This is a genomic window from Spirochaetae bacterium HGW-Spirochaetae-1, assembly GCA_002839375.1.
Classification (GTDB): domain Bacteria; phylum Spirochaetota; class UBA4802; order UBA4802; family UBA5550; genus PGXY01.
Genome location: PGXY01000006.1, coordinates 237,690 through 263,732 on the forward strand (window position 1 = coordinate 237,690; position 26,043 = coordinate 263,732).

The window sequence follows — 26,043 nt, forward strand, 5'->3', positions numbered from 1 at the left end:
TTTTATAGTAGAGAAGTCCAAGTGTTATGTCGTATTATGCCGGGGCTTTTTTATATAATACATATAGTATGGTTCTGACCAGATGACGAGGAGCAATATATGATTTTTAATTCATTGTATGGAATGTTTTCGAATGACATGGGAATTGACCTGGGTACGGCAAATACTCTTGTACATGTGAAAGGGCAGGGGATTGTCTTGAGCGAACCTTCGGTTGTTGCCGTGCAGACCAGCACAGGCAAGGTACTTGCCGTTGGCCAGGAAGCCAAGAGAATGCTGGGAAGGACACCGGGAGATATCGTGGCGATCCGTCCCATGAAAGACGGAGTAATCGCCGATTTTGATACCACTGAAAAGATGATCAGGTATTTTATTACGAAGGTGCATAAGAGAAAAACCCTTGTCCGTCCGCGAATGGTAATCGGGGTTCCTTCAGGAATAACCGAGGTGGAAAAGCGCGCTGTCCGTGAATCGGCGGAGCAGGCAGGTGCCAGGGAAATTTTTCTCATAGAAGAAGCGCTGGCGGCCGCCATCGGGGCGAACATTCCCATCCATGAACCGGCCGGGCACATGGTTGTTGATATCGGCGGAGGAACCACTGAGATTGCCGTGATATCCCTGGGAGGAATGGTAATTGCCGATTCCATCCGCATCGCCGGCGATGAGTTTGACGAGGCTATCATCAAATATATGAAGACGCAGTATAACCTGGTAATCGGCGAGAGAATGGCCGAAGAAGTGAAGTTTCGTCTGGGTAACGCCTTCCCCGAGAAAAAAGTTGAGTTAATGGAACTCAAGGGACGCGATGCCATTTCAGGCCTTCCCAGAACATTGGAAATTGATTCAGCGGAAATACGGAAAGCGCTTAAAGAGCCTGTTGACCAGATTCTCGACGGCATAAAACATGTTCTGGAAAAAACACCGCCGGAACTGGCTGCCGATATAGTCGAAAGAGGAATAGTAATGACGGGCGGCGGATCTCTCCTTAAGGGACTCGATAAGTATATAAGCAAGGAGACCGGTGTACCGGTGATACTGGCGGAAAATCCCCTGACCTGTGTTGTACTCGGTGCAGGGAAATTTCTTGAGGAAATTAAAAATCTTTACAGAGCCAATCTGAAGTAAGTTGTTTTGTGGAATTCTTCATCAGAAATAAAACCATTGTTGCCTTTGTCAGTTTTACTCTGTTCTGCATAATATCGCTCTCGGTTCAGTCCAGCACGTTTACTCTAACACTGGAGGGCATCGGGAGCGCTTTAATTATGCCCTTCCAGAAAGGATATGACAGTATTCAGGGCGGCGTGCACCGGATATGGGCTGGATTTACCGAGTTGAATGACGTCCGCAACCAGCTCCAGAAAACGCGGGAAAAGTTGCAGCGCTATGAATCAATGACCGAGGAACTCTCGGAAATAAAGAGGGAAAACGAGCGTCTCAGGTCTCTCATGGGGCTTAAAGAACGTATTCCCTATGAAACAATACCGGCGTCTATAATCTCAAAGGACCCCGATAACTGGTTTCGCACTCTTATTATCAACAGGGGATCCCGTGACGGCATCAAGATCAACATGCCCGTCATTGCATTCAGGAATGATGAAAAGGCCGTTGTGGGGAAAATTATCGAGGTTCGTCACAGCATTTCGCGTATTGTTCCCATAATATCACCGGATATGAAACTGGGGGTCATGATCCAGGAAAGCCGTTTTCCGGGACTCCTTTCGGGACTTACCAGCAGTTCCAATCTCTGTGTCGTTGATTATGTGTCCCGTGCCGCAGTCATTAAGTACGGTGATGTGATCATCACGTCAGGGCAGGGAGGGGTTTTCCCCTCGGGCCTTATTGTGGGAACGGTAATAAAAGGTGAGGTGCTGGAATCCAGTGCTTACCAGAGAGCCATCATAAAGCCTGTTATTGATTATGATCTTGTAGAAGAAGTATTTATAGTTAAAAAAGAGCCCGATAATGAAATACTGAAGATTCTTGAGGAGCTGGAATGATATTCACTTATTTGGTCACCGGTGCCCTTATCGTGGTTTCTCTTATAATCCAGGGACATTCTTCCTTCGATGCTATCCGCATAGCCGGAGTCAAGCCCGACCTGGTCTTTATCATTGTTGTATACCTGTCTTACAGTTTTGGTTCTTTTTTTGGTGAGGTGAGCGGTTTTGCCGGCGGCTTGCTGCACGATGCCATCTCCAATTCACCCCTGGGTCTGCTTACGTTTCCCAAGGTCGTGGTAGCCTTTATCGTTGGGATGTTCGGCCGGGCCGTTTTTAAAAGCAATATTGTGACGGTCACGCTGCTGCTTTTTCTGGCTTCTCTTCTGAAAGGTGTTATCATGCTTTTTCTCAGCTATATCTTCCACCATGCTTCACTGTCTTCTGTTCTTCATATCATCATCCCCGAGGCATTCTATAATGCCCTGGTCGCGCCATTGATGTTCCTCCTGCTCGATAAAATTTACGCAAAAGAGCTTGAAAGGGAGGGGAACCTGTAAATGGGGCATACATCGTTAAAGGCCAAAATGCTTGAGGCCTTTAGGGTAAGGATGTTTTTTTATATTTCGATAGTTTCCGTCCTGTTCCTTATCCTTATCATACAAATTATAAACCTGCAGCTCATCCATGGGGATGAATACAGCCTGAAGTCAAAAATAAACATGGAGAATAATATCCCCATACCTGCGTCACGGGGAGAGCTCTATGACAGAAATTACAAGATTGACAGCAATAACATGGTCATTGTTTCCAACCGGCCGTCTTTTAATCTCACGACAATCCCTTCCAAGTTCAATGAAAAAGACGATTTAAACCGGGTGCTGAAAAATGTCTCAACACTGGCAAAGGTTCCTTTTGAGAGTTTCATTGAGGAAATAAAAAACAGGAATCCCTGGGAGAGGATAGTGCTTGTTGAGGATATTGGTTTCGATACCATCGTAAAAATTGCATCGCACCCCGACAGGTTTCCAAATATTGATTGGGAGGACGCACCGGTCCGCGTTTACAATTATGGAAATATGTTTTCCCATGTCGTCGGATATATCGGCAGTATCAGCAGGGATGAGTATCACCAGTTAAAGGGGCAGGGATACCGGCATTATCAGAAGATAGGGAAATCGGGAATAGAGAAGCAGTATGATGCAACTCTGCGGGGTCAGGACGGATATGTAAGAAGAATTGTTGATGTCCGCAACAGGACTGAGGCAGAGGAAGTGGGCCTGCGGCCCGTGTCGGGGAATAATATTGTTCTAACCATCGATTTTAATATCCAGAAAACGACCTTCGAGGCCATGGACGGCCAGCTGGGTGCTGCAATCGTAATCAAGCCCGCTACGGGTGAAGTTATTGCCATGGTCAGCAAACCCGACTTTGATCCTAATCTTATCATTTCAAAGGACAATACTCAATTCGTAAAGGATCTCAATGCCGATAAGCTCAGACCCTTTCTGAACAGGAGTATCCAGTCAAAATACCCACCGGCATCGACCTTTAAGCTTGTTACTACTATAGCCGCCCTGGAAACGGAAAAGATAACTCCCTCAACGAGCTATTATTGCAGTGGTAAGTACACGCTGCAGGGCTACCAGGACAAGGATTTTTTCTGTTATGAAACGCATGGAACTCTTGACCTCCAATGGGCCATTGCCAAATCATGCAGTGTTTATTTTTACCAACTGGGATATAAAATAGGCCCTACGAATATACTAAAGTATGCGGAATATTTCGGCCTTGATCAATTAAGCGGAATTGACCTGCCCGGTGAAGTGGAGGGATTTATTCCGTCGAAAAAATGGAAACTCAGAACCTTCGGCCAGCCCTGGTTTGACGGTGATACAATCAATCTCTCCATTGGCCAGGGCTTTCTGCACCTCACGCCGGTCGGTATGGCTAATTTTATAGCGGGAATCGTAAATAATGGTCTGGTGTACAAACCGCACATGATCAGGGAAATCAGGTCACCCGATAACAACACGGTAATAAAAGTCGTGGGAAGGGAGAAGGTCAGGGAAATACCCCTGTCGCCCGTTTCACTCAATACCGTCAAGCAGGGTATGCGCCTAAGTGTAATGAGCGGGACATCGGGAGGCCTCAGGCATCTCAAGGTCCCCGTGGCGGGAAAAACAGGTACAGCACAGACAAGATCAAAGCGGATGGAAAAATTTTCCCAGCATGCCTGGTTTGTGGGGTATGGCCCTTTTAACGGAACACCGGAACAATCTATTGCGGTGGTAGTCATTATTGAATATGGTATTGCCGGGGCGGTTGGGGCTGTTCCGGTTGCGGAGAGAATTTTCGCCAAGCTCTATGAAACAGGATACTTTCAATGACAGGAAGAGACGGCAATTACAAGATAGATTTTTTGCTGGTAGCTGTGGTGACCATTGTCGTCATGATGGGATGCCTCATGATATACAGCGGAGGCTTCGATCCGATTGAAAAGATGAACAACGGACTCTACCGGAAGCAGCTGCTGTGGTTTATCATAGGATTTATATTGATGATCGGTATTACTTTTGTAAGCTACCAGCAGATAGGGGATTACGCCCTTCACATCTACGGCGTGCTTCTTTTTATCCTGATATTGACAACTATTTTCGGCACACCCATACGGAACACCAGGGCCTGGATCAATTTCGGATTTTTTTCCATACAGCCTTCCGAGTTCATGAAACTAGCGCTTGTCATTGTCCTGGGGAAGTACCTCGAAATCCGTGAACGTGAAATCAGGCACTTCCGTGAATTGCTGATTCCTTCTTTGCTCACGATGGTGCCCGTCATTATCGTTTTGAAGCAGCCCGATTTCGGTACTGCCGTCATATTTATTCCCATTCTTTTTACCATGCTTTTCGTTGGAGGTGCCGACGTCTCACACCTTCTATCCATCATAGCCATTGCGGCCATAGCACTGCTGGTGCCCATGATACTCACCTACCGCGAATGGGTTGGCGCCGAAGGAGGCAGTTTTCTTCTGGATTTTTTTAAGGATGTCCATAAGATTTTCCTGGTTGCCGGCCTTTTCCTCATCATAGCCATTGTTGTGTTCATCGTGCACCGTTTTTATGTGAAAAATATATTGAGGAGAGTATATATCTTCGGGACGGTGCTTTCCATGGGGCTTTTCTCATCGGTGGTTATTCAGAACCTGTTCAAGGAGTACCAGAAAAAACGTATTCTCGTTTTTCTCAATCCCGATCTGGACCCTCATGGATCAGGCTATAATATAATCCAGTCAAAAATCGCCATCGGTTCGGGAGGTTTTTTCGGAAAGGGTTTTCTCAACGGGACACAGTCGCAGCTTGGTTTCCTCCCGGAAAAGACATCGGATTTTATTTTTTCCGTGTTTGCCGAAGAATGGGGCTTTTTCGGAGCCGTACTGCTCCTTGGACTTCTGGCACTGATCATTTTCAGGGGTATTCAGATCGCCCTGGAGTCGAAGGATAAATATGGAGCCATGCTGGCCAGCGGGATTACTTCCATATTTTTCTTTCATTTTTTCATCAATATCGGCATGGTAATCGGAATTATGCCCGTAACGGGCCTCCCTCTCAGCTTCGTTTCCTATGGAGGATCGAATCTGCTCATGGCTATGCTTGCCGTTGGAATTTTAATTAATATACGGATGCGGAAGTTCGTATATTAATTGTATGGTCGTGCCAATCACTAAACATTAAAATAAGTGTAACGGCGATGCCCCTCTTTTTGCAGCAGCAAAGAGAAGGGATGATATCTACGTGGCACAGTTGATATGGAGGAAATGCATCTATGACCTCGCACGAAAAGGCGGTAGTTCTCTTAAGCGGCGGGCTCGACTCGGCCACGGTTGCAGCCATAGCAGTCCAGCGTGGCTTCTCACTGCACGCATTGACCTTCAACTACGGGCAGAGACATGATGTGGAGCTACGATCTGCCGGAAAACTGGCCGGGTTTTTCAGGACCGAATCCCACGTCATCATTGATATCCCATCGAAAGTTTTCAGTACGGCTCTTGTGAAAAACTCCGGCATTGATGTACCAAAAAACAGGCTGCATGATGCAGATGTCATACCATCCACCTATGTGCCGGCACGAAACATCATTTTTCTTTCCTTTGCCCTCGCCTATGCGGAATCGTCGGGGGCGCGCCATATTTTTATCGGGGCCAATGCCGTTGATTACAGCGGCTATCCCGATTGCCGGCCGGAATTTTTCAGAGCATTCCAGGTCATGGCTGATGCGGGAACCAGGGCCGGTGTAGAAGGCCGGGGCTTTATCATCGAAACGCCCCTTCTCGAATGGACCAAGGCGGAAATCATCAGGAAGGGGGTTGAACTTGGTGTTGATTATTCCATGACTCACAGTTGTTATGACCCCGGGGATGACGGAACATCGTGCGGTGAGTGCGACAGTTGTATCATCCGCAGCAGGGGATTTGCTGAAGCCGGTGTTCCTGATCCCACGATATACCGGAAGAAATCATGATTTCCGCTCATGAAGCCATAATCAATATTCTATTCCCTTCGTGGTGCCTTAACTGTGGAATCCCTGTTTCCTCCAGTGACCGGCATCTCTGTGTTTTATGCCGTGAAAAAATTGAGTTTGTTCATAATGCCTGTCCTGTCTGCTCTGGTTTTGTTATGGATGGCGTATGTCTCATGTGCGGCAACCGGGAAATATTTTTTAAAAAGAATATCGCCATAATGGAGTATACGGGCGTGGCGAAGGAAATACTTCATCATTTTAAGTTCAGCGGCAAAAAACGTCTCTCCCGTTTGCTGGGAGGGGAGGCCTTAAAGGCATGGGAGTCATGGGGAGGGAAGGCCGATATGGTGACATCGGTTCCCATGAACCCGGTTAAGGAGTGGAAAAGAGGATATAACCAGTCGAAACTGGTGGCACAACATGTGGCAAAAAATTCATCGATTCCCTACAGGGACATCATGCGGGAAAAAAAGGATTCAAAAACCCAGCGTGAGCAGGGCTATTACAATCGTTTTTTTAATGTGCTGGACAGATATTTCGTAAAGGATACAATGGATGTTACAAACAAGACAATTTTATTGGTAGACGATGTCTTTACGACCGGTGCAACTTTAAATGAATGCTCCAGGATCATCAGAGATGCCGGTGCAAAGGCTGTTTTTTGTCTTACTCTTGCCAGGGCAGGTATAAAAAAGCTTGAAAAATAAAGTGACTTGTTCAATAATTACTAAGCTTAAATGACTCTGTGTATAAAAAGCTGCCGGATATTGTTCCTGTATATCAATTTCATGATACTTGTGGAGAGGCATGATGAAAAGAGAATCTCATGACAGCGTTGAAATAATAACACTTGAAGGCCGCATAGACCAGGAAGGTTCGGAAGAGCTGGAGGGCATCCTGCAGGAATGTCTCGACGATGACAGGGCCAATATCTGTATTGATATGATAAATGTTAAACATATATGCAGTTCGGCGTTGGGTGCGCTTGTTGCCATAAAAAGAAAAATTAAGGACAATGAAGGTGATATTAAGCTGGTAATTGTAAATGATAACCTCCTTAGACTGTTTCAGACAACCATGCTCGACAAGGTATTCGAAATCTATGATTCACGGCGGGAATGTCTGAGCACCTTCGATTGATGCGGAAGAATGAAGAAAGAACTGAAAGTCATACTTCAACCTATTGAAGAGCAGCTGAAAAAGGTTGATGAAAATATTAAAAAGCAGCTGACAACGGGAATAACCCTCCTTGATGAAAGCGCTCTCCATCTTTTTTCCCGGGGCGGGAAAAAGATCCGGGCTTCCCTGGTTCTGCTCAGCAGCGGACTTCTGGGCGGACAGCCCGAAGGGATAACTGAACTGGCCGCTTCAGCGGAAATAGTTCACGCAGCCACGTTAATACACGATGATATCATTGACCAGGCCCTTTTGCGGCGCGGTGACCTTACCGTATCAAAAAAATATGGAAGCAAGGCCGCTGTTCTTGCCGGCGATTACATGTATACCGTGGCACTCAGCATTGCCGTTGATGACGGTGACGGTGCTCTTTTCCCCACCATGGTATACGGCACCCGTGACATGGTCAAGGGTGAACTCTATCAGCTGCAGTATTCCAACATCGATTCCATTACTGAAGAGCATTATTATAAAATAATCGAACTTAAAACAGCCTGTTTCATGGAAACCTGTACCAAGCTGGGTGCACGGAAAGGAGGTCTTTCGGCTGAACAGAGCGAGAAGGTGGGGAAATTCGGATTCAATCTCGGGATGGCTTTTCAGATAATAGATGACACCCTCGATGTTGTGCAGCAGGATGCAACGACGGGAAAGGACAGTGGCAATGATTTTTATGATGGAAAGATAACACTTCCTTTTATTTATATTCTGGGCAAAGCTGAAGAAAAGGAGCGGAATGAATTGCGGTCCATGGCGAAAATTGCCGACGAAAAGAGCTGGGCGATTATCAGGAAAAAAATTATTGATGAGGGTGGTATTGATTATTCATTCAATATTGCCCGGAAATATATTGATGATGCTCTGTCCCTATTAAGTGCATTTCCAGATACGGAGAATAAAAAAATACTCATTGAAATGGCAAATTTTATTATTGAACGTGAATATTAAACGTGGTATCTTGGTTGCAACTGTTGTTTGTGTTGCATTATAACCATTGTTGAAAGGGGGAAGGGGTCCATGATTACAAAGGAAAAAGAAGAGGTTTTAAAATATTACAATCTGGGTTTAACGGCATATAAACAGCGCAAATGGGATGACGCGATTAAGGCTTTTGAAATGGCCCTGAAGGTTGATCCCCATGACGGCCCGTCGGGAGTGTATCTGAAGAGGGCCAATGATTACAAAGTGACTCCACCACCCAAGGACTGGGACGGGGTTTTTACCATGACGACAAAGTAACGACATATACAGCTACTTATTTCACTTAATATCCAGGGACGATCAGGCATGACAAAAAAAGTAATTCAGGTCAGCAAAAATCCCGTATATGATATCGGCATGATATCGACGGTTTTTGCCAGGGATACGGAATTTTCCGGAGACCTCACATTTAAAAAATCACTGCAGATTAACGGGAAGTTCGACGGGGAGATTTCATCGGGAGGATTTCTCGTTATCGGTGAAGGTGCCGAGGTGAGAGCGAATATCAGGGCGAAAACGGTTATTCTCATGGGAACCGTTTTCGGCAATATCGAAGCGGAAAACAAGCTGGAAATTCACACATCGGGACGATTGTTCGGCAATATCCGTACATCGCAGTTGAAGATCGCCGATGGTGTCGTCTTTGAAGGCAAATGTGAAATGATAAAAGCCGATGAGAAAAAACAAAAAAAAGAAGCGGTGAAACCTGAGAAAACCTGATACCTGCCATGGCACAGGGGAAAGAGGCATATTATTACGAAAAGCTCGATGCCCTTCGCGTCGCCTGCCATCTATGTCCGCACAATTGTGTCATTCCTGAAAAAAAAACCGGTATTTGCGGGGTCCGTATTAATAAACAGGGTCTTCTCTATTCGGAGATCTACGGCCAGGTTACGGCCATTTCCATGGACCCCATGGAAAAAAAGCCGCTCTATCATTTCTATCCCGGCACGGAAATACTATCTATCGGAACCAAAGGCTGCAATTTTAAATGCCCTTACTGCCAGAACTGGCACATATCGCAGGATGTCACAGCCCATGCCGTCTATCACGAACCCGACGAAATAATTGAACTGGCACTTAAAAAAAAATCAACAGGCATTGCCTATACCTATTCAGAACCGGCAATATGGATTGAATACGTTCTGGAGATGGCGGAAAAAGCCCGCATAAAAGGTCTGAAAAATGTCATGGTGACCAATGGTTTTATAAATGAAAAGCCCCTCACGGATCTGCTCAGGTTCATCGATGCCATGAATATAGACCTCAAGGCCTTCAGGCCTGAAACGTATAAAAAAATACAAAAGGGAAATCTTGATGATGTGCTTAATACCATTAAAATATCCCATGAACGGGAGTGTCATATCGAGTTGACCACTCTCATTGTGACCGGTGTCAATGACGATATGGATGAGATGAAGCATATAATTGAATTTATTGCCTCTATCGATGTTATGATCCCCTGGCACATCTCGCGTTATTATCCGTCGTATCAATATGATGCTCCACCAACGGATGTGGATTTTTTACTCCAGGTGCATAAGGAGGCCTCGAAAACCCTTAAATATGTGTATTGTGGAAATATATCCCCTCACCTGGGAGGGAGTGATACAACCTGCCCATCGTGCGGTACGGTTCTTGTTAAACGGAGCGGCTATTTTACCAGAATAGTCTCGCTTGATCGCGGGAAATGCCGGAATTGCGGCTTCGACACGGGAATTGTCAGCTGATAGTAATATGAACACAGCCTCTGTCAGCATTGATCTCGGAAAAGCCGTGGATGATAACAAGAATATCCTTATTGTTGCCTATGGCATTAATGAGGGTGTTGAAAACAGGCTCAAGGAAATACTGTCTCTCTACCTGAAAAAAAATGATTGTGGCCCCCTGCTGGCGCCCCTGTATACCTGCATCAAGGAACTGCTCATGAACGCCATCAAGGCGAATTTTAAATTCATTTTTTTTGAGGGATATGAATCAAAGAGCGAGGTTGATGAGCTCATAGGATATGAGAAGGCGCTGCAGGTTTTCAAGCTGGAAATGAGCAGGGAGGAAGCCCGGTATCTGGAGTCGCTGGCGAAAAGGAATGATATCAAGGCTCATGTGCTTTTTAACTATTCCGATGGAAGCCTGAACATAACCGTGGCGAATCCTGTTCCCATGACTGAACTGGAAAAGAAAAAGGTCCGGGAAAAACTTCAGGACGCCGGACGGTGCGAGGATATTTCAGAATATTTTCTGAAGATCGCCGATGACCCTCACCGCGAGGGAGCGGGAATTGGGCTTGTCCTGGTTACAATGATGTTGAAGTCACTGCGGATACCGGAAAATGGCTTCAGCATAAAAGCAGGGTCTTCCCGTACGGTAGCCCAACTGAAGATTCCTCTCAATGAGGGAATACTGAAAAATTATACGAGGTCATGAATTTACAGTGGGACGGCAGCCTTGAATACTCGGCAGTTACCGGTAATCCGGTATGGCGGAGCTAAAGCCGGGATAAGAAAGACGTCTCCCGGCGAGGCGGTAAGTTCCGTTGATGAGGATTCGAGCGTCACCGTTCCTTCAACAAAGAGCAGTATTTCCACATTTCTAATTTCAGCGCTTTGATAGGACTGATATATTGAAGTATTTATTTCCGACAGTTGAAACTCCGCGGCGCCGGTTCTGAATACTTTTTCATTGCCGTCTGCTGCTCCTTCCATAATCTCCACGGGCGTATCACTGAATGTTACAATAGAAAGCAGTTCAGCTACATCAATGTTTTTTCCCGTTAGTCCTCCCCGGATGACATTGTCCGAGTTGGCCATGAGTTCAATGCCCAAGCCGTGAATATAGGCGTGAAGGCGGCCTGCCGGCAGATACATGGCCTGTCCCGGCTTGAGTTCCACGAGGTTCAGGATCACCGGAGAGAGAATGCCCGCATCATCGGGATACTCTTTGCTGAGACGGCAGATCCAGGCGCATGCCCCGTCCTCTCGTGAGAGTTTGGCGGCATTGAGAGCAGTTTCATCGATGATTTCTTTTTTTCTCTCCGGGGCCAGGGTCATGAGCCTGCTGTAGAATGTTTTTAATCCCCCGGAACGGAGAATGGTCGTTTCCTCCCGCAAAGTGTGCGGAGCGATATTGTCGAGGTAATCGGCGATAACGCGGGGTGCCCGGAACCCGCACAGGGCTGTAAAGGGCGTTAGTGCGTAGATCAATTCCGGTTTGTGATTGTCGTCATGATAATTTCTTTCCGGCGAGTCCGGGGGAACGCCTTTATTGTTTTCCCGGCTGAAACCCGCCGCGGCCTGTTGTTTATCGGGATGGACCTGGATGGATAGGGGTCTTTCGACGCCAAGAATCTTAAAAAGGAAAGGGAGGGCGTTGCCGAAATTTGCGGTTACGCGCCGGCCCAGAATTTCATGCGGATATTCTGCTATAAGGGATGGGAGGGGAACCGGTCCTCCTTCCATTATAACCTGCGAAGGTCCCCGTGGGTGGGTGCCCATCCAGAGTTCTGCATGCGGCTCCCGGGACATGTTGTCAATATGCAAAAGTTCCGCTATGAAAGAAGGCGAGCCCCAGGAGTATGTCTGGATAGTGTTTGCCAGGCGATGGATCTCATGATATAGCATCAGTTTTCATTTCTCTCACTGTCTGGAAAAAAGAGCGGTAAAAAGGACGGGTATGTCAAGACAATTAATATATCTTCCTTGACAATTCATTGTCGCAATTCCTATAATCGATTACCTTAATTTCCATAGGCAGGATATTTCAATGATTCTAGGGCTGGATGTGGGAGGAACCCATACCGATGCGGTAATTATAGATGATAACCGGGTTTTGTCCACTTTTAAGGCAGTGACGGATCACTATAATCTTTTAAGCTCCATCAATGCAGCTATAAAAGGGGTCCTGACGGGTTTTGATTTACAGAAAATCGACAGGGTGAATCTCAGCACGACCCTTTCCACCAATGCAATTGTGGAGGGAGTTCTCGAAAAAGTAGGAATGATAATATCTTCCGGCCCGGGGATCGATCCTCGTAATTTTGCCATTGATGAAAACTGCCACATTGTAGAAGGTTCCATTGATCACCGCGGGTCCATTGTCAAGGAACTGGACCGGAAGGAACTGGAAAAAATAATAAAAAAATTTCAGAAGCAGGGGATTAAGGTCTTTGCCGCCGTGACCAAATTTTCCACGAGAAATCCCGACAGCGAAAACAATATTAGCCAGGCCCTTTCAGAGATGACGGATTTTATCACCATGGGCCATAAACTTTCCGGCCAGCTCAGCTTTCCCCGAAGGATCACCACGGCCTATTATAACTCCGCTGTCTGGAGAGTATACAACGGTTTTGCCGACGCCATTGATTCCAGTATGAAGGAACTGGGCATCGATGCAAAGATTAATATACTCAAGGCTGACGGTGGCACAATGCCGCTCAATTTTTCCCGCAACGTTCCCGTGGAAACCATCCTGTCGGGTCCCGCTGCCAGTATCCTGGGAATTCTTGCCCTGTGCAGAATCAGGGATGATGCCATCGTGCTTGATATCGGGGGAACCACAACGGATATCGCCATCTTTGTGCAGGGCGTTCCGCTTATAGAGAGACAGGGAATATCCTTCGATTCCCGTCCCACGCTGGTCAGGTCCCTGGAAACCAGGTCCATCGGTATTGGCGGTGATTCCGCGATTCTTGTAAAAGATGGAGAAGTGACCGTGGGTCCGGAACGCCGGGGCCCGTCCATGGCAGAAGGCGGGAGCTGGCCCACGCTGGTGGATGCTTTTAATACCAGGGGCATTATCAGCTTCAAAAACAGGGATAGTTCTCTTCAGGGCCTGGGGACGCTGGCGGAGGAAAACGGCATGACTGCCGATGATCTGGCCGCTGCGGCCATTGGTTATGCCGTAGACGCCATAAAGAATGCCGTGGACCGTTTCATAGCTGAACTGAATGACAAGCCGGTATATACTATTCATGAAATGATTGAAGGCGTGATCATTAAACCGGTAAAGATCTATGCCATGGGAGGGCCGGTCCAGGGATTTGTCGACCTCTTTAAAAAGAAGTTCGGCATGGATGTGGTCATACCGGATAACTATGATGTGGCGAATGCCATAGGCGCCGCTCTGGCGAAGACCACCATGGATATTGAACTTTTTGTCGATACGGGCAAGGGGGACCTGATAATACCCAACCTGGATATTCGCAGGAAAGTATCCCACCGCTACGGGCTTGAGGACGCTGAATTGGACGCGAAAAATTATCTCTGGGAGTATGCAAAACAGATGGACCCCCGGATGAAGGAGGAGGATGTGGAGATTATAGAATCCTCATCCTTCAAGATGGTGAGCGGCTATTTCAGCTCCGGCAAGGACATACGTGTGAAATGCCAGATTAAACCGGGTGTAACCCATTTTCTGGGAAGGTAGATATGCTGAAAGCGAAAAACAGAATGGGACTGATATTTTTCCCTGCCTTTGACTGGGCCATTTCCGCATCCCATCCAGAGAGGGAGGAACGCCTTCTTTATACACAGGATCAGCTGCGTGAAGAGGGTGTTTTTGACATCGAGGGAATCGTGGAATATAAACCCGACCTGGCCCTGGAGGCCGATGTCATGAGAACCCACTTCTGTTTTCCCGATGTGGATTCAGTAACCACTGAATCGCATATGATCTCGGCTGGCGGGGCAATCCGTGCGGCGCGGCTCGTCATGGATGGTGAAGTGGACAGGGCCTTCGCCCTGGTGAGACCTCCGGGACACCATGCAATGAAATCGGTCCATGGGAACCGGGGCTTCTGCAATATCAACAATGAAGCGATCATGCTTGAGTATATCCGTGAACATTACGGCACCAAAAGAATCGCCATCGTCGATACGGACTGTCATCACGGCGACGGGACCCAGGATATTTACTGGCATGACCGGGATGTTCTTTTTATATCTCTCCACCAGGACGGGAGGACACTGTACCCGGGCTCCGGCCATATCGAAGAGAACGGCGGCCCCAATGCGCGGGGCAGGACAATCAATATTCCGCTGCCGCCCCATACCTCTGATGACGGTTTTCTGTATACCATTGACAACATGGTGCTGCCCATTCTCGCCGATTTTAAACCGGAAATAATCATAAATTCAGCAGGTCAGGATAATCATTATACCGATCCAATCACCAATATGAATTTCTCGGCCCAGGGCTACGCTATCCTGAACGAAAAGCTCAGTCCCCATATTGCCGTGCTTGAAGGGGGATATTCGATCCAGGGAGCTCTGCCCTACGTGAACCTGGGCATTGTCCTGGCCATGGCCGGTGTGGATTATTCCCATGTCCGCGAGCCCGATTTTAACCGCGAGGCCATACAGCAGGACAAGGAAACCACCCGGTATATAAAAAAACTCACCGATTCGGTTCTGGAAGCCTACTTCAATCCCGTTAATGACCGGAGCCTGCCTCCTGAAGGTGAGTTCTCCAGAAGGAGAAAGAACATCTTTTATGACACAGACGGGATACAGGAAACTCAGGTGGAATCGGTCATGATCTGCAGCGACTGTTCCGGTGTTATCCGGCTCGAGTCCGCTTCCAGTGTAAACCCCCTGAGTCTGGGCATCGAGATACCTGTACATGCCTGTCAGCGCTGCAGGGATGAGGGATACCGCCTCCTGGAGAGCGCACGCAAGGCAAAGAAATATAAGACTATTCAGTTTATTAATAGGGTGGATAGGGAGTATAAGCGTTTCGCCTGAGGTGTCCCTGATTCCCGGGACTGGAAGAACGAGGAGGGAGCTTCGCCGCCCCCCCCTCGACCTCCCCGGCGCTCTTCAAACGCCAGAGCGGCTTGGCAGCTCAAGTGCCGCTGGGGCTTATCTTTACTGCCATAAATATCCTCGTTATCGAAATCTTCACTGGTGTTGAACGAACACATACAATGATTTTTCCGTAATCGATTCTGGCGGTTCGCAACGGTCATCGTGACCGGCTCACCAGGAGTGTGGCGTCCATGCCACACTCTATTGCGGTTGAGAATCTTTTATGAAAATTAAATATTGAACCCTCATTTCTGCCTTCCAGCCGGCTCCACTATAAATCAAAATTCCACATTTTAATAACGGCTGCATCGACAGCAAGCGATAATTTTGCATTAAAGCGTTGACAGGATATATACCATGATATATATTATATTCCAGAGGTATCTATTATGCAAAGTGCTAAACTTTTTATGAATGGCCGGAGCCAGGCGGTCAGGCTGCCGAAAGAATTTCAATTTTCCGGCAGTGACGTGCTTATCCAGAAAGTCGGCGATGCCGTAATTCTTCTTCCTCATGATAAATCCTGGGAAGTATTTCTGAATGGATTAAATAACTTCACCGATGATTTTATGAGTGAGGGGCGCGACCAGGGAAAGAATCAAAAGAGAGAAGATATGTGATGTATTTACTCGATACGAATATCTGCATTTATATAATTAACAAAAAACCCGTTGATGTACTGCAAACATTAAAAACAAAATTAAAAAAAGAAATCTATATCTCATCGATAACGGTTGCAGAGTTGGAATATGGTGTGGCAAAAAGCAGGTTTCCTGAAAAGAATAAAATTTCTTTGATTGAGTTTTTGTCAGTTTTCAACATTTTATATTTTGATGATAATGATGCTGCCGAATTCGGCATTATTAAAGCAGACCTGGAAAAAAATGGCAGTATGATCGGACCAATGGATTTTTTGATTTCAGCCCAGGCTAAATCAAAAAAATTGATACTGGTTACCAATAATATAAAGGAATTCGAAAGAGTAAAAGGAATTAGAATTGAGAACTGGGTTAAAAGCTGATAAAAAGCAATATCCGATATAAACGTACGGGCAGGTCGCGACCTGCCCGTACGTTTATTAGCATGTAATATTTCCCTAGCAGATAAAAAGCATCTCCCAGAATTTAGGTATCTGCCACAGTTCGTCGTCCACCAGCGTTTCCAGCCTGTCTACGTCTTTGCGGACCGCTGCCATCTGGGTTTTTATGTCGCTGTTGATGAAATCGGCCTTTTTCTGGACATCGTCCATTCCCTCGGCCTTGGCAACTTTTTCCCTCAGCACTTCGATTCCCTTGGCGCTGTCGTTAATAAGTTTCGATATGACGCCCAGGAGATCTTTCTGTGCGCCGAGATCGGCGCTGCCGCCCAGTACCGATGCGGTACTGCCGATGGCTGACGCAAGGTGTTTCTGATAATTTACTGCTGCGGGGATAACCTGTGTCATCACCATTTGTTTAAGCGCCTTGGCTTCGATTTCAATATCCTTGGCGTATTTTTCCAGGCGTATGTGATAGCGTGATTTGAGTTCAACTTGAGAGAGCACGCCGTATTTCTCGAAGAGTTTCAATGCCTTTTCAGCAACAAGGGATCGCAGTGCTTCCGGTGTTGTCTTGAGATTTGGCAGTCCGCGTTTTTCAGCTTCCTTGTGCCATTCGTCCGCATAGTTGTCGCCGTTGAAAAGGACGCTTTTGACATCTTTCAGTTCCTCGCGGACGATTTCAATAACAGCTTTTTTGATGTCGGAACCTTTATTTTTTTCCAGCTTGGCTGCCACTTCGTCGAGGCTCTCTGCCACGATCGTGTTCAGTACGGTCACGGGGAAGGCGATGGACTGTGATGAGCCCACGGCCCTGAATTCAAACTTGTTGCCTGTAAAAGCGAAGGGCGATGTCCTGTTGCGGTCCGTATTATCCTTTTTCAGCTGGGGAATGGCCGATAGCCCCATGTCGATGATTTCCTGATCCGAGGCGGCAGTCACATTACCTTTCTCGATATCCTCGAGAATATTTGTAAGCTGGTCGCCCAGGAATATGGAGATGATGGCCGGGGGTGCTTCGTTGGCGCCGAGACGATGGTCGTTGGCGGCGGAACCCACGGAAGCCCTCAACAGGTCGGCGTGTTTGTGCACGGCCTTGATAGTGGCGATGAGAAATATGAGGAACTGTATGTTGTCATGGGGAGTGTCGCCCGGGTTCAGCAGGTTCACCCCGTCGTCGGTACTTAATGACCAGTTGACGTGTTTCCCCGATCCGTTGATGCCGGCAAAGGGTTTCTCGTGGAGCAGCAGCGACAGATTGTGTCGCTTGGAAACCATTTTCAGCGTATCCATGACAAGCTGGTTGTGATCCACGGCCAGGTTCGCTTCTTCATAAACGGGAGCTATCTCGAACTGGCTGGGTGCAACTTCGTTGTGTCTCGTCTTGGCGGGGATGCCCAGCCTGAAAAGTGCCTCTTCTACATCATGCATGTATGACTGGACTCGCTCTTTGATGCTGCCGAAATACTGGTCTTCCAGTTCCTGCCCTTTTGCCGGAGGAGCGCCGATGACGGTTCGTCCCGCCAGCACCAGGTCCTGGCGTTTGAAAAAGTAATCCTTGTCGATGAGGAAATATTCCTGCTCCGGTCCGATGCTCGACGTTATTTTTTTCGATGTGTTATTGCCCAGAAGTCTCAATACCCGCATGGCGCTGTTATTCACGGCCCGGACCGATCGAAGGAGCGGGGTCTTTTTGTCCAGGGCTTCCCCGGTATAGGAGATGAAGGCCGTGGGGATGCACAATGTTGTTCCGATTCCGTTCATGCGGAGAAAAGCCGGACTCGTCATGTCCCAGGCTGTATATCCCCTGGCCTCGAAAGTTGCCCGGAGCCCCCCGCTGGGGAAGCTTGATGCGTCGGGTTCGCCCTGCACCAGTTGCTTGCCCGAGAAGCGTTCCATCACCTCGCCGGGACCCACGGGATCAACAAAGGCGTCGTGTTTTTCGGCTGTGGCGCCTGTCATGGGCTGAAACCAGTGGGCGAAATGCGTTGCGCCCCGTTCTATGGCCCATTCCTTCATGGCATGGGCTACGGCATTGGCCGTATCGATGTCGAGATTTTTATCATCTTCAATAGCGGATATAATTTTATCATAAACATTTTTTGGCAGTTTGTCCTGCATGACCTTTCGGCTGAAAGTATCTTCACCAAAGTATGAAGAGATCGGTTTATCCTTTCCTCTCTCGATTTCATAAATTCTTTCTGCTGCCAACACCGGTTCGTTCCGTTTCATAATTCCTCCAGGAAACCTATTGTAAATTTTTGAATATAAATAACGTAATTATAACCCCTTTCCCTGTCAACATGAGGGGATTAAAAGATATGTATTATCAGTCAAATTTAACATCTGCGTAACAATATTGTAACATTTGTAACAATAGAGAACTTAATTGTTATAAGTAAAGAAAAAATAATAAAAATTGTATCCGAATCCTGACCGGGAGCCCGGTATTAATGCACGCCCGGAGCGGAAGTAAAAATGCAGGATAGCGCTGCAACCGCAATCGAAAGCAGCGCAGGACAGGGTCGTTTACCTGGTCTTGAATTTTCCAACGATGAAGCGAAGTATTTCGGCCTGGGAAGAAAGTTCCTCGGCCGCCGCTGCCAGTTCTTCGGATCCGCTGGCCACATTTTGGGTGATCTCATTTATCTGGTTGATGGCCCGGATGATTTCATTGCTGGAGATGCTCTGTTCCTCCATCATAAGTGATATCTCATCGGACATCTGGCTCACACGCTGTACATCTTCGGAAACAGTGCTGCTCATCGTAGTCAGTTGCATGGACGACTCGGCGATGTTTTCCATGAGACCGGCCGTCTGTTTTACATTGTTGATGATCTGTCGCAGCGATTCTGCCGTTCTCTCCACGAGTTCTGATCCCGAGTTGATCTTCTGGTTGCTCTCCTGTATCAGCTTGGTTATCTCCCCGGAACTGTTGGCTGTCTGGTCCGCCAGTTTGGATATTTCCTCGGCTACGACGGCGAATCCCCGCCCGTGATCTCCGGCCCGCGCCGCCTCGATAGAGGCATTGAGGGAGAGGAGGTTGATCTGGTCGGAAATATCCGATATGATGGTGACAATTTCCGTGATTTTATATGAACTGTCATAAATTTCCTTCATGCTGAGAACCGTCTGGCCCAGTACGTTTTCGCCATCCCTGGCGTAGTTGTGCGTCTCTTCGGCCATGTTGTTGGCGTTCTGGGCGTTCTTGTTGATATTGTCGATGGCCTCGGCCAGGAATTCCATTGAGGCCCGGGTCGCATCAGCTTTTTGGGACTGGTTTTTGGCATTGCCGGATACGGAATCAATGGTGGCCTTGATTTCCTCCATGCCCGAAGATGTTTCTTCGATGGAGGCCGCCTGGTCCTGGGCGACGTTGGAAAGGTTCACGCTGGAAGTGGTCATCTCAGTCGATGATGAAGCGACCTGATCAGCCGAATCCCGGACGGATATGACCATATCCTCGAGCTGCCCGAGAAAGGTATTGAAGAGACCCGCAAGATGTCCCACCTCATCGTCGGTTTTCATCTCGATTTTCCTGGTAAGGTCACCGGCACCCTCGTTTATGGCGGCGAGAGAAAGTGACATTCTATCCAGGGGAGAGAAGGCGTTTTTAACCAGAAGCCGTATCAGTAAGACGGCAATGACGATGATGATAATATTAATAAGGGTAGTTTTAATGGTCAGGTTGTACATGGTTTTCAGGTATTCATCCATGGAGTATACTATCTCAAAGGCCCCATGTATCTCTCCTTCCTTCCAGCCCTCCATCCTGCCGCCCGTGGGATCAGTTCCGTCATCGCGTCCCCATAACTTTTGGGAAAGTTTCGGATCGCCGTGGCAGATGAGACAGTCCTTTGTCAGTCTTATGGCCTTGAAATAGCGGATGGAATTATCTTTAAAATCCAGGAAGAAGTCTTCATCGAGATTCTGTTCCGTCAGCTTTGTCAGTACCTGCTTCTCCAGATCTGTCGGTTCATTCCCGGGATTTCTGGGACTCACTTTGGGGACCCTGAACTGGTAGTTCAGCTCTTCGGCCTTTTTTTTCATGGTGACGATTGATGAAAAAACCGGGACTGTATAGAGGAATTTTCCTTTAATATCTTTTATGAGCTGTTCACGGTCGTATATGCCCCGGTCCCAGTTTTCCGACTGGTACTGCCGGATGGCTTCTCCCATGAGTGTTATGGCCCGTGATTTCTGGATAATACCCTCGCGGCCAATGCTTCGGAGCTCCATCAGGGAGAGGATATTCGATATGCCCCAGACCAGAACCACCACGGCCAGAACACCTATGAGTATTTTTTTCCTGATTGTTATATTGCCGTATTTTATCTGTAATTCTTCTGTTTTATTGTCAATTTTTTCCTCAATGGTATGCCCTATTTTTTTAATACTGGATTTTTCTTTCATAATTTAATAATTCCTTGTATCTTAATTAATGTGGTCAGTTTAGTTAAATGTCTTCATTGTGCTTTTGCCGTTAAAATGCCGTATATGCTCGCATTATAGAGAAAAACGACAAATATGCAATCATTTTTATTAAAATAGAATTGATAAATAGAACCATTCCAGGGAAATGCCATACAATATGAAAAAAGCCGATATGAAAAGCATCACCGAAGGGTACGGCCTGCATCCCAACAGGAAATACGGCCAGAATTTCCTTGTCGATGATTACACAACGGATAAACTGCTGAAGATCATTGATATTCAGACCGGCGATCGTATCCTTGAAATAGGACCCGGTCTCGGGGCGCTGACGGGAAAAATGACGGAACGATGCAGCCGGCTCACGGCAGTGGAAATAGATTCGGGAATCTGTCGGTATCTCGAAGACAGCCTTGGTTCTGTTCCGAACTTCACCCTGGTTCATGGTGATTTCCTGAAAACAGAACTGGAAGACAACTTTACGAAAATTGTATCGAACCTGCCCTATTACTGCGCTACGGAAATACTCTTTACCGTTGCCGGAAAATTCAGCGCCCGTGATATTTTCGTGATGGTCCAGAAAGAGATGGCTGACCGGATAATGTCGCCGCCGGGCAGCAAGGTTTACGGGGCCCTCACGGTAACGTTGGGGTATTATTACCGGGCCCGTGCCGTGCTGCAACTGGGGAACGATGTCTTTCATCCTCGGCCCGATGTGGGATCCACCTTTCTTCACCTGTCACGGCGGGAACCGCGGGAGCTCGATGACGCGCAACTGGAGATGTTTCATCTTCTGGTAAAATCGGCCTTCTGGGGACGGCGGAAAACACTTTTGAAGACGCTTTCCGAATCGCCTCACCTCCGCCTGGAAAAAAACCTGGTGCGCTCTGTCATCGCCGAGGCCGGGATTGATGAAAAAATACGCGGCGAGGAATTGAGTTCCGGCGATTATATCAGGCTGGCGCTTCTTTTCGCAAAAAACGACAATATGTAACATGCGACATCGGGAATGCCGTGAGTCCGAAGGCCATGGACATTGATCGATGGAATCAGCCCGGCAAGCTTCAGGAATATGGAATGAATAAAGGATAACGGAACACTATGAGTTCAATACAAACGGCGGATATCGAAAAATTTTTATTACAGGTACAGAAACCAGCCCGATACATCGGGGGGGAGCTGAACGCCGTTATCAAAAAAGATGTTTCCGTGAGGATGGCCATATCCTATCCCGATCTTTACGATGTGGGCATGTCCAATAACGGGATCCGCATACTCTATGACCGGGCTAACAGCATGGAAGACGTGGCCTGTGAGCGGGTCTTTGCCGTAGCCCGGGATTTTGAATCGCTTCTCCGGAGAGAGAATATCCCCCTCTATACCCTGGAAACATATACGCCACTGTCGGACCTCGATCTGCTGGGATTTAATCTTTCGCACGAACTCCTGTGCACCAATGTTTTGCAGATTCTTGACCTGGGACACATACCGCTTCTCGCGGCAGAGAGGAGCGACGGCCATCCCATTATTATGGCCGGCGGCGAGGCGGTCTCAAATCCTTTTCCCATGGCCGACTTCATCGATGTCTTTTTTATCGGCGACGGGGAAGAGGGCATTCAGGATATTCTTACGGTTCTCCTGCAGTGTAAAGCCGGGGGAAGCAGTCGCCGGGAAACCATCGAGCGTCTCAGCGGGATAGAGGGCGTTCTGAATCCTTCCGATTATCATTTCACCTATGACGGCATGCTGCCCGTCGATGTTCAGGGGAAGAGGGTGAAGAAAAGGATTTACCGGGGCCATGAACCCGTAGATCCCGAGCGGCCCATTGTTCCCGGCATGCGGATCGCCCAGGAGCGTGCCGTAGTAGAAATCAGCCGCGGCTGTTACAATCTGTGCAAGTTCTGCCATGCGGGATATTATGACCTCCCTTACAGAAGTTACGACTACCGGGCTCTTGCCGAAAAGGTCACGACCATATTGGGCAATACGGGTTATGATGAGCTGACCCTCTCCTCTCTTTCCGTGAGCGATTATCGTGACCTGCCGGTGCTGTTGAATACTATACTCCCGGGGTTGACCGAGCGGGGCATATCCGTATCCCTGCCGTCGCTTCGTGTGGATCTCAATACCATTCCGGTGATCGAGGGGATATCCGATGTGCGGAAATCATCGCTCACCTTTGCCGTGGAGTCCGCCTCGGAGGATATGCGGAAAACAGCCAATAAGAAAGTAAGCGAGGCGGACCTGCTCTGCATTATGGAATATATCTTTACACGCAACTGGACCCTGGTGAAGCTCTATTTCATGGTGGGACTTCCCGGTTGTGGTGATACCGACGAGGCCGATGCCATAATCGGCCTTCTCAAAAAAATAATCATGCTGGGAAATAAAAGGAAAGAGATTCATGTCACCCTGTCGCCCTTTGTTCCGAAACCGCATACGCCCTTTCAGCGCGAGAAACAAATGGACGCCGCGTACGTCGAAGATATCATACTCCGCGTGAAGCAGGGGCTGCCTCGATTTGTGAAAATAAAAAATCACGATGTCCAGGCTTCGCTTCTGGAAGGAATTCTCGCCCGCGGCGACCGGCGTCTCGGCGCAGTGATATTACAATCTTACCGGGACGGGTGCCTCTTTGATTCATGGGGAGAGTTTTTCCGTTTCGATATCTGGCGTAAAAATCTCGATGCACTATTGCCGGGGTGGGAAGGTATGCATGCTTCCAGGGGAAGCGAGGTGCTTTTACCCTGGCAGGTCGTTGATACGGGTTTCGACCGCCTGATACAGGGCTGGGAAACGCGGCAGGCGGCCTGTCTTGCGGTGCCGGGAGTTCACAAGACCGCCATGGAACTGGATACGGAAAAAATACGCAGCGCCGCGGCAAAGTTCGAGGAAAAGTACGGTGTAGACTCGAGAATTCGTGTCCGTTTCACAAAGCGGGGGCCTGCCAGGTTTCTGCCCCACCTGGATTTTATAGAGGTAATGAAAAGGGCTCTGCGTATGGCCGATGTGCCCATTTCGTTTACCCAGGGATTCAATAAAAGGGAACGCATATCTTTGGGCTATGCCCTCTCGCTGGGTGTTGAAAGCATGTCGGAGCTTTGCGACATGGATCTGTATAAACCGGTGACGGAGAAAGCCATGTCTCTGCTTTCAGGGTTCCTTCCTGAAGGGATTGAAATGACCGGTTACTGGACGATTATCGGCAAGGAGTCGCTGGGATCACTTATCAGGGCCTTCGAGTATCATATAGCGGTCCCTGATGCTGCAACCTTCTCTCGGATGAGGAACAATCTTCAATCGGAAATTACCCTGGTTAAAAAAACGAAGAAAGGGGAGAAGGTCTTTGCCTTTTCCGATATTATATCGGGCAGCCGCGTTGATGAGGGTTCAAACAGTATAACCCTGATAGTGCGCACTGCCGATGAAGGTTCTGTCCGGATTGATTCCATTGTGGCCCGGCTTGCCGAAGCGTCAGATGATTCAATGCATGGCTGCCGCATATTAAAAATAGGTCAGTATTTGGGAAAGAAGGATGGGGAGACCGAATTGGTCTGAAGGCCTGCTACCGGGGAATAAAGAAAGGGCGATGGTTTCCCATCGCCCCTCCGCGAAATTTGTCAATCGTATGTTTCTGATCCAAGGTACGTCACCGGCGGTTCATTCATCATCCACCGCAGCGTGTTTTTCAGTCTCATGAGCTGCACGAAGAGATCGTGGTTCGCTTCCTCATCAACTGCGTGCATGGGGCTCTTCCAATAGAAGGAAAGCCATTCCTGGTTGCCCCAGAAACCGGCTCGCTGTGAGAGATCAAGAAAGAGGGCCAGGTCAAGAACAATGGGAGCTGCCAGAATGGAATCGCGGCAGAGAAAGTCTACCTTGATCTGCATGGGGTATCCCAGCCAGCCGAAAATATCAATGTTGTCCCATCCTTCTTTGTTATCTCCCCGGGGAGGATAATAGTTAATGGTAACCTTGTGATAGTAGTTTTTGTAGAGATCGGGATACAGGTTCTGCTGGAATATCTGGTCCAGAACCGAAAGCTTGCTGACTTCTTTCGTTTTGAATGATTCGGGATCATCGAGAACTTCGCCATCCCTGTTGCCCAGGATGTTCGTGGAGAACCATCCAGTGACACCCAGCATGCGTGCCTTTAAGCCGGGAGCCAGAATCGTTTTCATGAGGGTCTGGCCGGTTTTAAAATCCTTGCCGCACATAGGAGCCTTTCGTAATTCGGACAGTTCCCAGAGGGCCGGTATATCATTACAGAGGTTGGGGGCGCCGTTGGCATAAGGAATGCCCAGGTCCATTGCCGCGTAGCAATAGATCATGCTGGGAGAAATTCTTTCATGGCTTTCTTTCAGGGCTTTTTCAAAGTTTGCCAGTGTATCATGGACGCCGGGAATCATTTCCTGGTATATCTCGGTACTTCCGCACCAGACCATAACGACTCTGCTCAGGTTTTTTTCCTTTTTAAAGTTTAGGATATCATCTTTAACCTGCTGTGCCAGGTCCCAGTAAGATGGCCCTTTTTTAACCCAAACCCCGTCGAGTCTTTTTACATATTTTTTGTTGAAGACGGCTTTCCAGGGCTTGATGGCCGAAAGCTCATCCTTTATAGGGTCAATATGCTCTTTCTTTAAAACAGCAGCCTTTGTCGCCGCTTCATAAACATTGTCTTCAAATATATCCCACCCGCCGAATTCTATATCCTTAAGGCCGGCGAGAGAAACAAAATCTTTGATGTCAATATGCCGGGCATCGTCACCCTTGCCGACCCTGATTTTGCCCATCTGGGTCAGAGAACCTATGGGTTTTTGTAACCCCTTTCTGATCAGGCATACACCAGCAATAAAGGTGGTGGCAACTGCACCAAGACCAGGGGTAACGATTCCAAGCTTCCCCTCAGCTTTTTTAATGTTAGCATCTTTTAAGGCCAATGTTTTCTCCTTAACCACAAAAAATTATTCAGTATATATTATTCAGGTTTGCTTATTGAGCTGATAAAGCTACTTTATTGGAGTTATGCTTATTGAAATTCAGTTCCCTGCTATACTGATCACAGCCTTTCGTAAAGCTGGAAGGCAATAGCAAATATGTAGACCTATTACTTATTTTCGTCAAGTAAAATTATTTTTTGATTTTTATCATTATAAATTTA

23 protein-coding genes are annotated in these 26,043 nt (G+C 47.7%); 19 read left to right on the plus strand and 4 right to left on the minus strand.

Translation table 11 applies throughout. From position 1 onward, the window contains the following. The first annotated feature begins 99 nt into the window (after window positions 1-99). The 13 genes from CVV44_13210 (at window position 100) to CVV44_13270 (ending at window position 11,039) form a co-directional block, all read left to right on the plus strand. Window positions 100-1,125, plus strand: coding sequence for a rod shape-determining protein (locus tag CVV44_13210; GenBank protein PKL38120.1), 1,026 nt, complete (start codon window positions 100-102; stop codon window positions 1,123-1,125). Between the two features lie 8 nt (window positions 1,126-1,133). Further along, complete coding sequence (gene mreC / locus CVV44_13215; GenBank protein PKL38121.1) at window positions 1,134-1,997, plus strand: rod shape-determining protein MreC; 864 nt, start codon at window positions 1,134-1,136, stop codon at window positions 1,995-1,997. Continuing rightward, window positions 1,994-2,497 (plus strand): rod shape-determining protein MreD, encoded by a 504-nt coding sequence (gene mreD / locus CVV44_13220; GenBank protein ID PKL38122.1) that lies wholly within the window; start codon window positions 1,994-1,996, stop codon window positions 2,495-2,497. Before mreC ends, mreD begins: the two co-directional genes overlap by 4 nt. Next, entirely contained in the window at window positions 2,498-4,327 is a 1,830-nt protein-coding gene (gene mrdA, locus CVV44_13225; protein PKL38123.1) for a penicillin-binding protein 2, read from the plus strand. Further along, entirely contained in the window at window positions 4,324-5,640 is a 1,317-nt protein-coding gene (locus tag CVV44_13230) for a rod shape-determining protein RodA (GenBank protein PKL38124.1), read from the plus strand. The genes mrdA and CVV44_13230 overlap by 4 nt, the downstream gene beginning before the upstream one ends. 122 nt (window positions 5,641-5,762) lie before the next feature. After that, entirely contained in the window at window positions 5,763-6,458 is a 696-nt protein-coding gene (gene queC, locus CVV44_13235; GenBank protein PKL38125.1) for a 7-cyano-7-deazaguanine synthase QueC, read from the plus strand. Then, on the plus strand, window positions 6,455-7,165 hold the full coding sequence (locus CVV44_13240; protein ID PKL38126.1) for a hypothetical protein: 711 nt from the start codon (window positions 6,455-6,457) through the stop codon (window positions 7,163-7,165). Before queC ends, CVV44_13240 begins: the two co-directional genes overlap by 4 nt. A 100-nt stretch (window positions 7,166-7,265) precedes the next feature. Continuing rightward, window positions 7,266-7,598 carry an anti-sigma factor antagonist gene (locus tag CVV44_13245; GenBank protein PKL38127.1) on the plus strand — a complete coding sequence of 111 codons (333 nt, stop codon included), beginning with the start codon at window positions 7,266-7,268 and terminating at the stop codon, window positions 7,596-7,598. A 9-nt stretch (window positions 7,599-7,607) separates the two neighbouring features. Further along, complete coding sequence (locus tag CVV44_13250; protein PKL38128.1) at window positions 7,608-8,582, plus strand: hypothetical protein; 975 nt, start codon at window positions 7,608-7,610, stop codon at window positions 8,580-8,582. A 69-nt stretch (window positions 8,583-8,651) separates the two neighbouring features. Then, window positions 8,652-8,873, plus strand: a complete 222-nt coding sequence (locus CVV44_13255; GenBank protein PKL38129.1) for a hypothetical protein — start codon at window positions 8,652-8,654, stop codon at window positions 8,871-8,873. 48 nt (window positions 8,874-8,921) lie between these two features. Continuing rightward, the gene (locus tag CVV44_13260; GenBank protein ID PKL38130.1) at window positions 8,922-9,335 is read left to right on the plus strand and encodes a cell division protein; all 414 of its coding nucleotides are present in this window, start codon (window positions 8,922-8,924) and stop codon (window positions 9,333-9,335) included. 8 nt (window positions 9,336-9,343) lie between these two features. Next, the gene (gene amrS / locus CVV44_13265; protein ID PKL38131.1) at window positions 9,344-10,345 is read left to right on the plus strand and encodes an AmmeMemoRadiSam system radical SAM enzyme; all 1,002 of its coding nucleotides are present in this window, start codon (window positions 9,344-9,346) and stop codon (window positions 10,343-10,345) included. A gap of 7 nt (window positions 10,346-10,352) precedes the next feature. Next, window positions 10,353-11,039: a hypothetical protein gene (locus tag CVV44_13270; GenBank protein PKL38132.1), complete on the plus strand. Its 687-nt coding sequence runs from the start codon at window positions 10,353-10,355 to the stop codon at window positions 11,037-11,039. Between the two features lie 2 nt (window positions 11,040-11,041). Here the strand turns inward: CVV44_13270 and manA are convergent, their stop codons facing one another. Continuing rightward, the gene (gene manA, locus CVV44_13275; protein PKL38133.1) at window positions 11,042-12,232 is read right to left on the minus strand and encodes a mannose-6-phosphate isomerase, class I; all 1,191 of its coding nucleotides are present in this window, start codon (window positions 12,230-12,232) and stop codon (window positions 11,042-11,044) included. A 142-nt stretch (window positions 12,233-12,374) separates the two neighbouring features. On the opposite strand from manA, the gene CVV44_13280 reads away from it, so the two are divergent. From CVV44_13280 to CVV44_13295, 4 genes are all read left to right on the plus strand, one after another. Further along, window positions 12,375-14,036, plus strand: a complete 1,662-nt coding sequence (locus CVV44_13280; GenBank protein ID PKL38134.1) for a hydantoinase — start codon at window positions 12,375-12,377, stop codon at window positions 14,034-14,036. A 2-nt stretch (window positions 14,037-14,038) separates the two neighbouring features. Then, entirely contained in the window at window positions 14,039-15,352 is a 1,314-nt protein-coding gene (locus CVV44_13285; protein ID PKL38135.1) for a histone deacetylase, read from the plus strand. Window positions 15,353-15,804: 452 nt separating this feature from the next. Then, complete coding sequence (locus CVV44_13290) at window positions 15,805-16,035, plus strand: AbrB/MazE/SpoVT family DNA-binding domain-containing protein (protein ID PKL38136.1); 231 nt, start codon at window positions 15,805-15,807, stop codon at window positions 16,033-16,035. Further along, the gene (locus CVV44_13295) at window positions 16,035-16,436 is read left to right on the plus strand and encodes a VapC toxin family PIN domain ribonuclease (GenBank protein PKL38137.1); all 402 of its coding nucleotides are present in this window, start codon (window positions 16,035-16,037) and stop codon (window positions 16,434-16,436) included. Before CVV44_13290 ends, CVV44_13295 begins: the two co-directional genes overlap by 1 nt. A 75-nt stretch (window positions 16,437-16,511) precedes the next feature. On the opposite strand, the gene CVV44_13300 is transcribed toward CVV44_13295, so the two are convergent. After that, entirely contained in the window at window positions 16,512-18,683 is a 2,172-nt protein-coding gene (locus tag CVV44_13300) for a glutamine synthetase type III (GenBank protein ID PKL38138.1), read from the minus strand. Window positions 18,684-18,980: 297 nt separating this feature from the next. After that, a complete protein-coding gene (locus CVV44_13305; protein ID PKL38139.1) occupies window positions 18,981-20,864 on the minus strand; it encodes a hypothetical protein in 1,884 nt (627 codons plus the stop codon). A gap of 166 nt (window positions 20,865-21,030) precedes the next feature. Between CVV44_13305 and rsmA the strand changes: the two genes are divergently transcribed. Further along, the gene (gene rsmA / locus CVV44_13310) at window positions 21,031-21,876 is read left to right on the plus strand and encodes a ribosomal RNA small subunit methyltransferase A (GenBank protein ID PKL38140.1); all 846 of its coding nucleotides are present in this window, start codon (window positions 21,031-21,033) and stop codon (window positions 21,874-21,876) included. Window positions 21,877-21,983: 107 nt separating this feature from the next. After that, window positions 21,984-24,440: a hypothetical protein gene (locus CVV44_13315; protein ID PKL38141.1), complete on the plus strand. Its 2,457-nt coding sequence runs from the start codon at window positions 21,984-21,986 to the stop codon at window positions 24,438-24,440. A gap of 62 nt (window positions 24,441-24,502) precedes the next feature. On the opposite strand, the gene CVV44_13320 is transcribed toward CVV44_13315, so the two are convergent. Next, window positions 24,503-25,822: an inositol-3-phosphate synthase gene (locus tag CVV44_13320; protein ID PKL38142.1), complete on the minus strand. Its 1,320-nt coding sequence runs from the start codon at window positions 25,820-25,822 to the stop codon at window positions 24,503-24,505. Window positions 25,823-26,043: the final 221 nt, after the last annotated feature.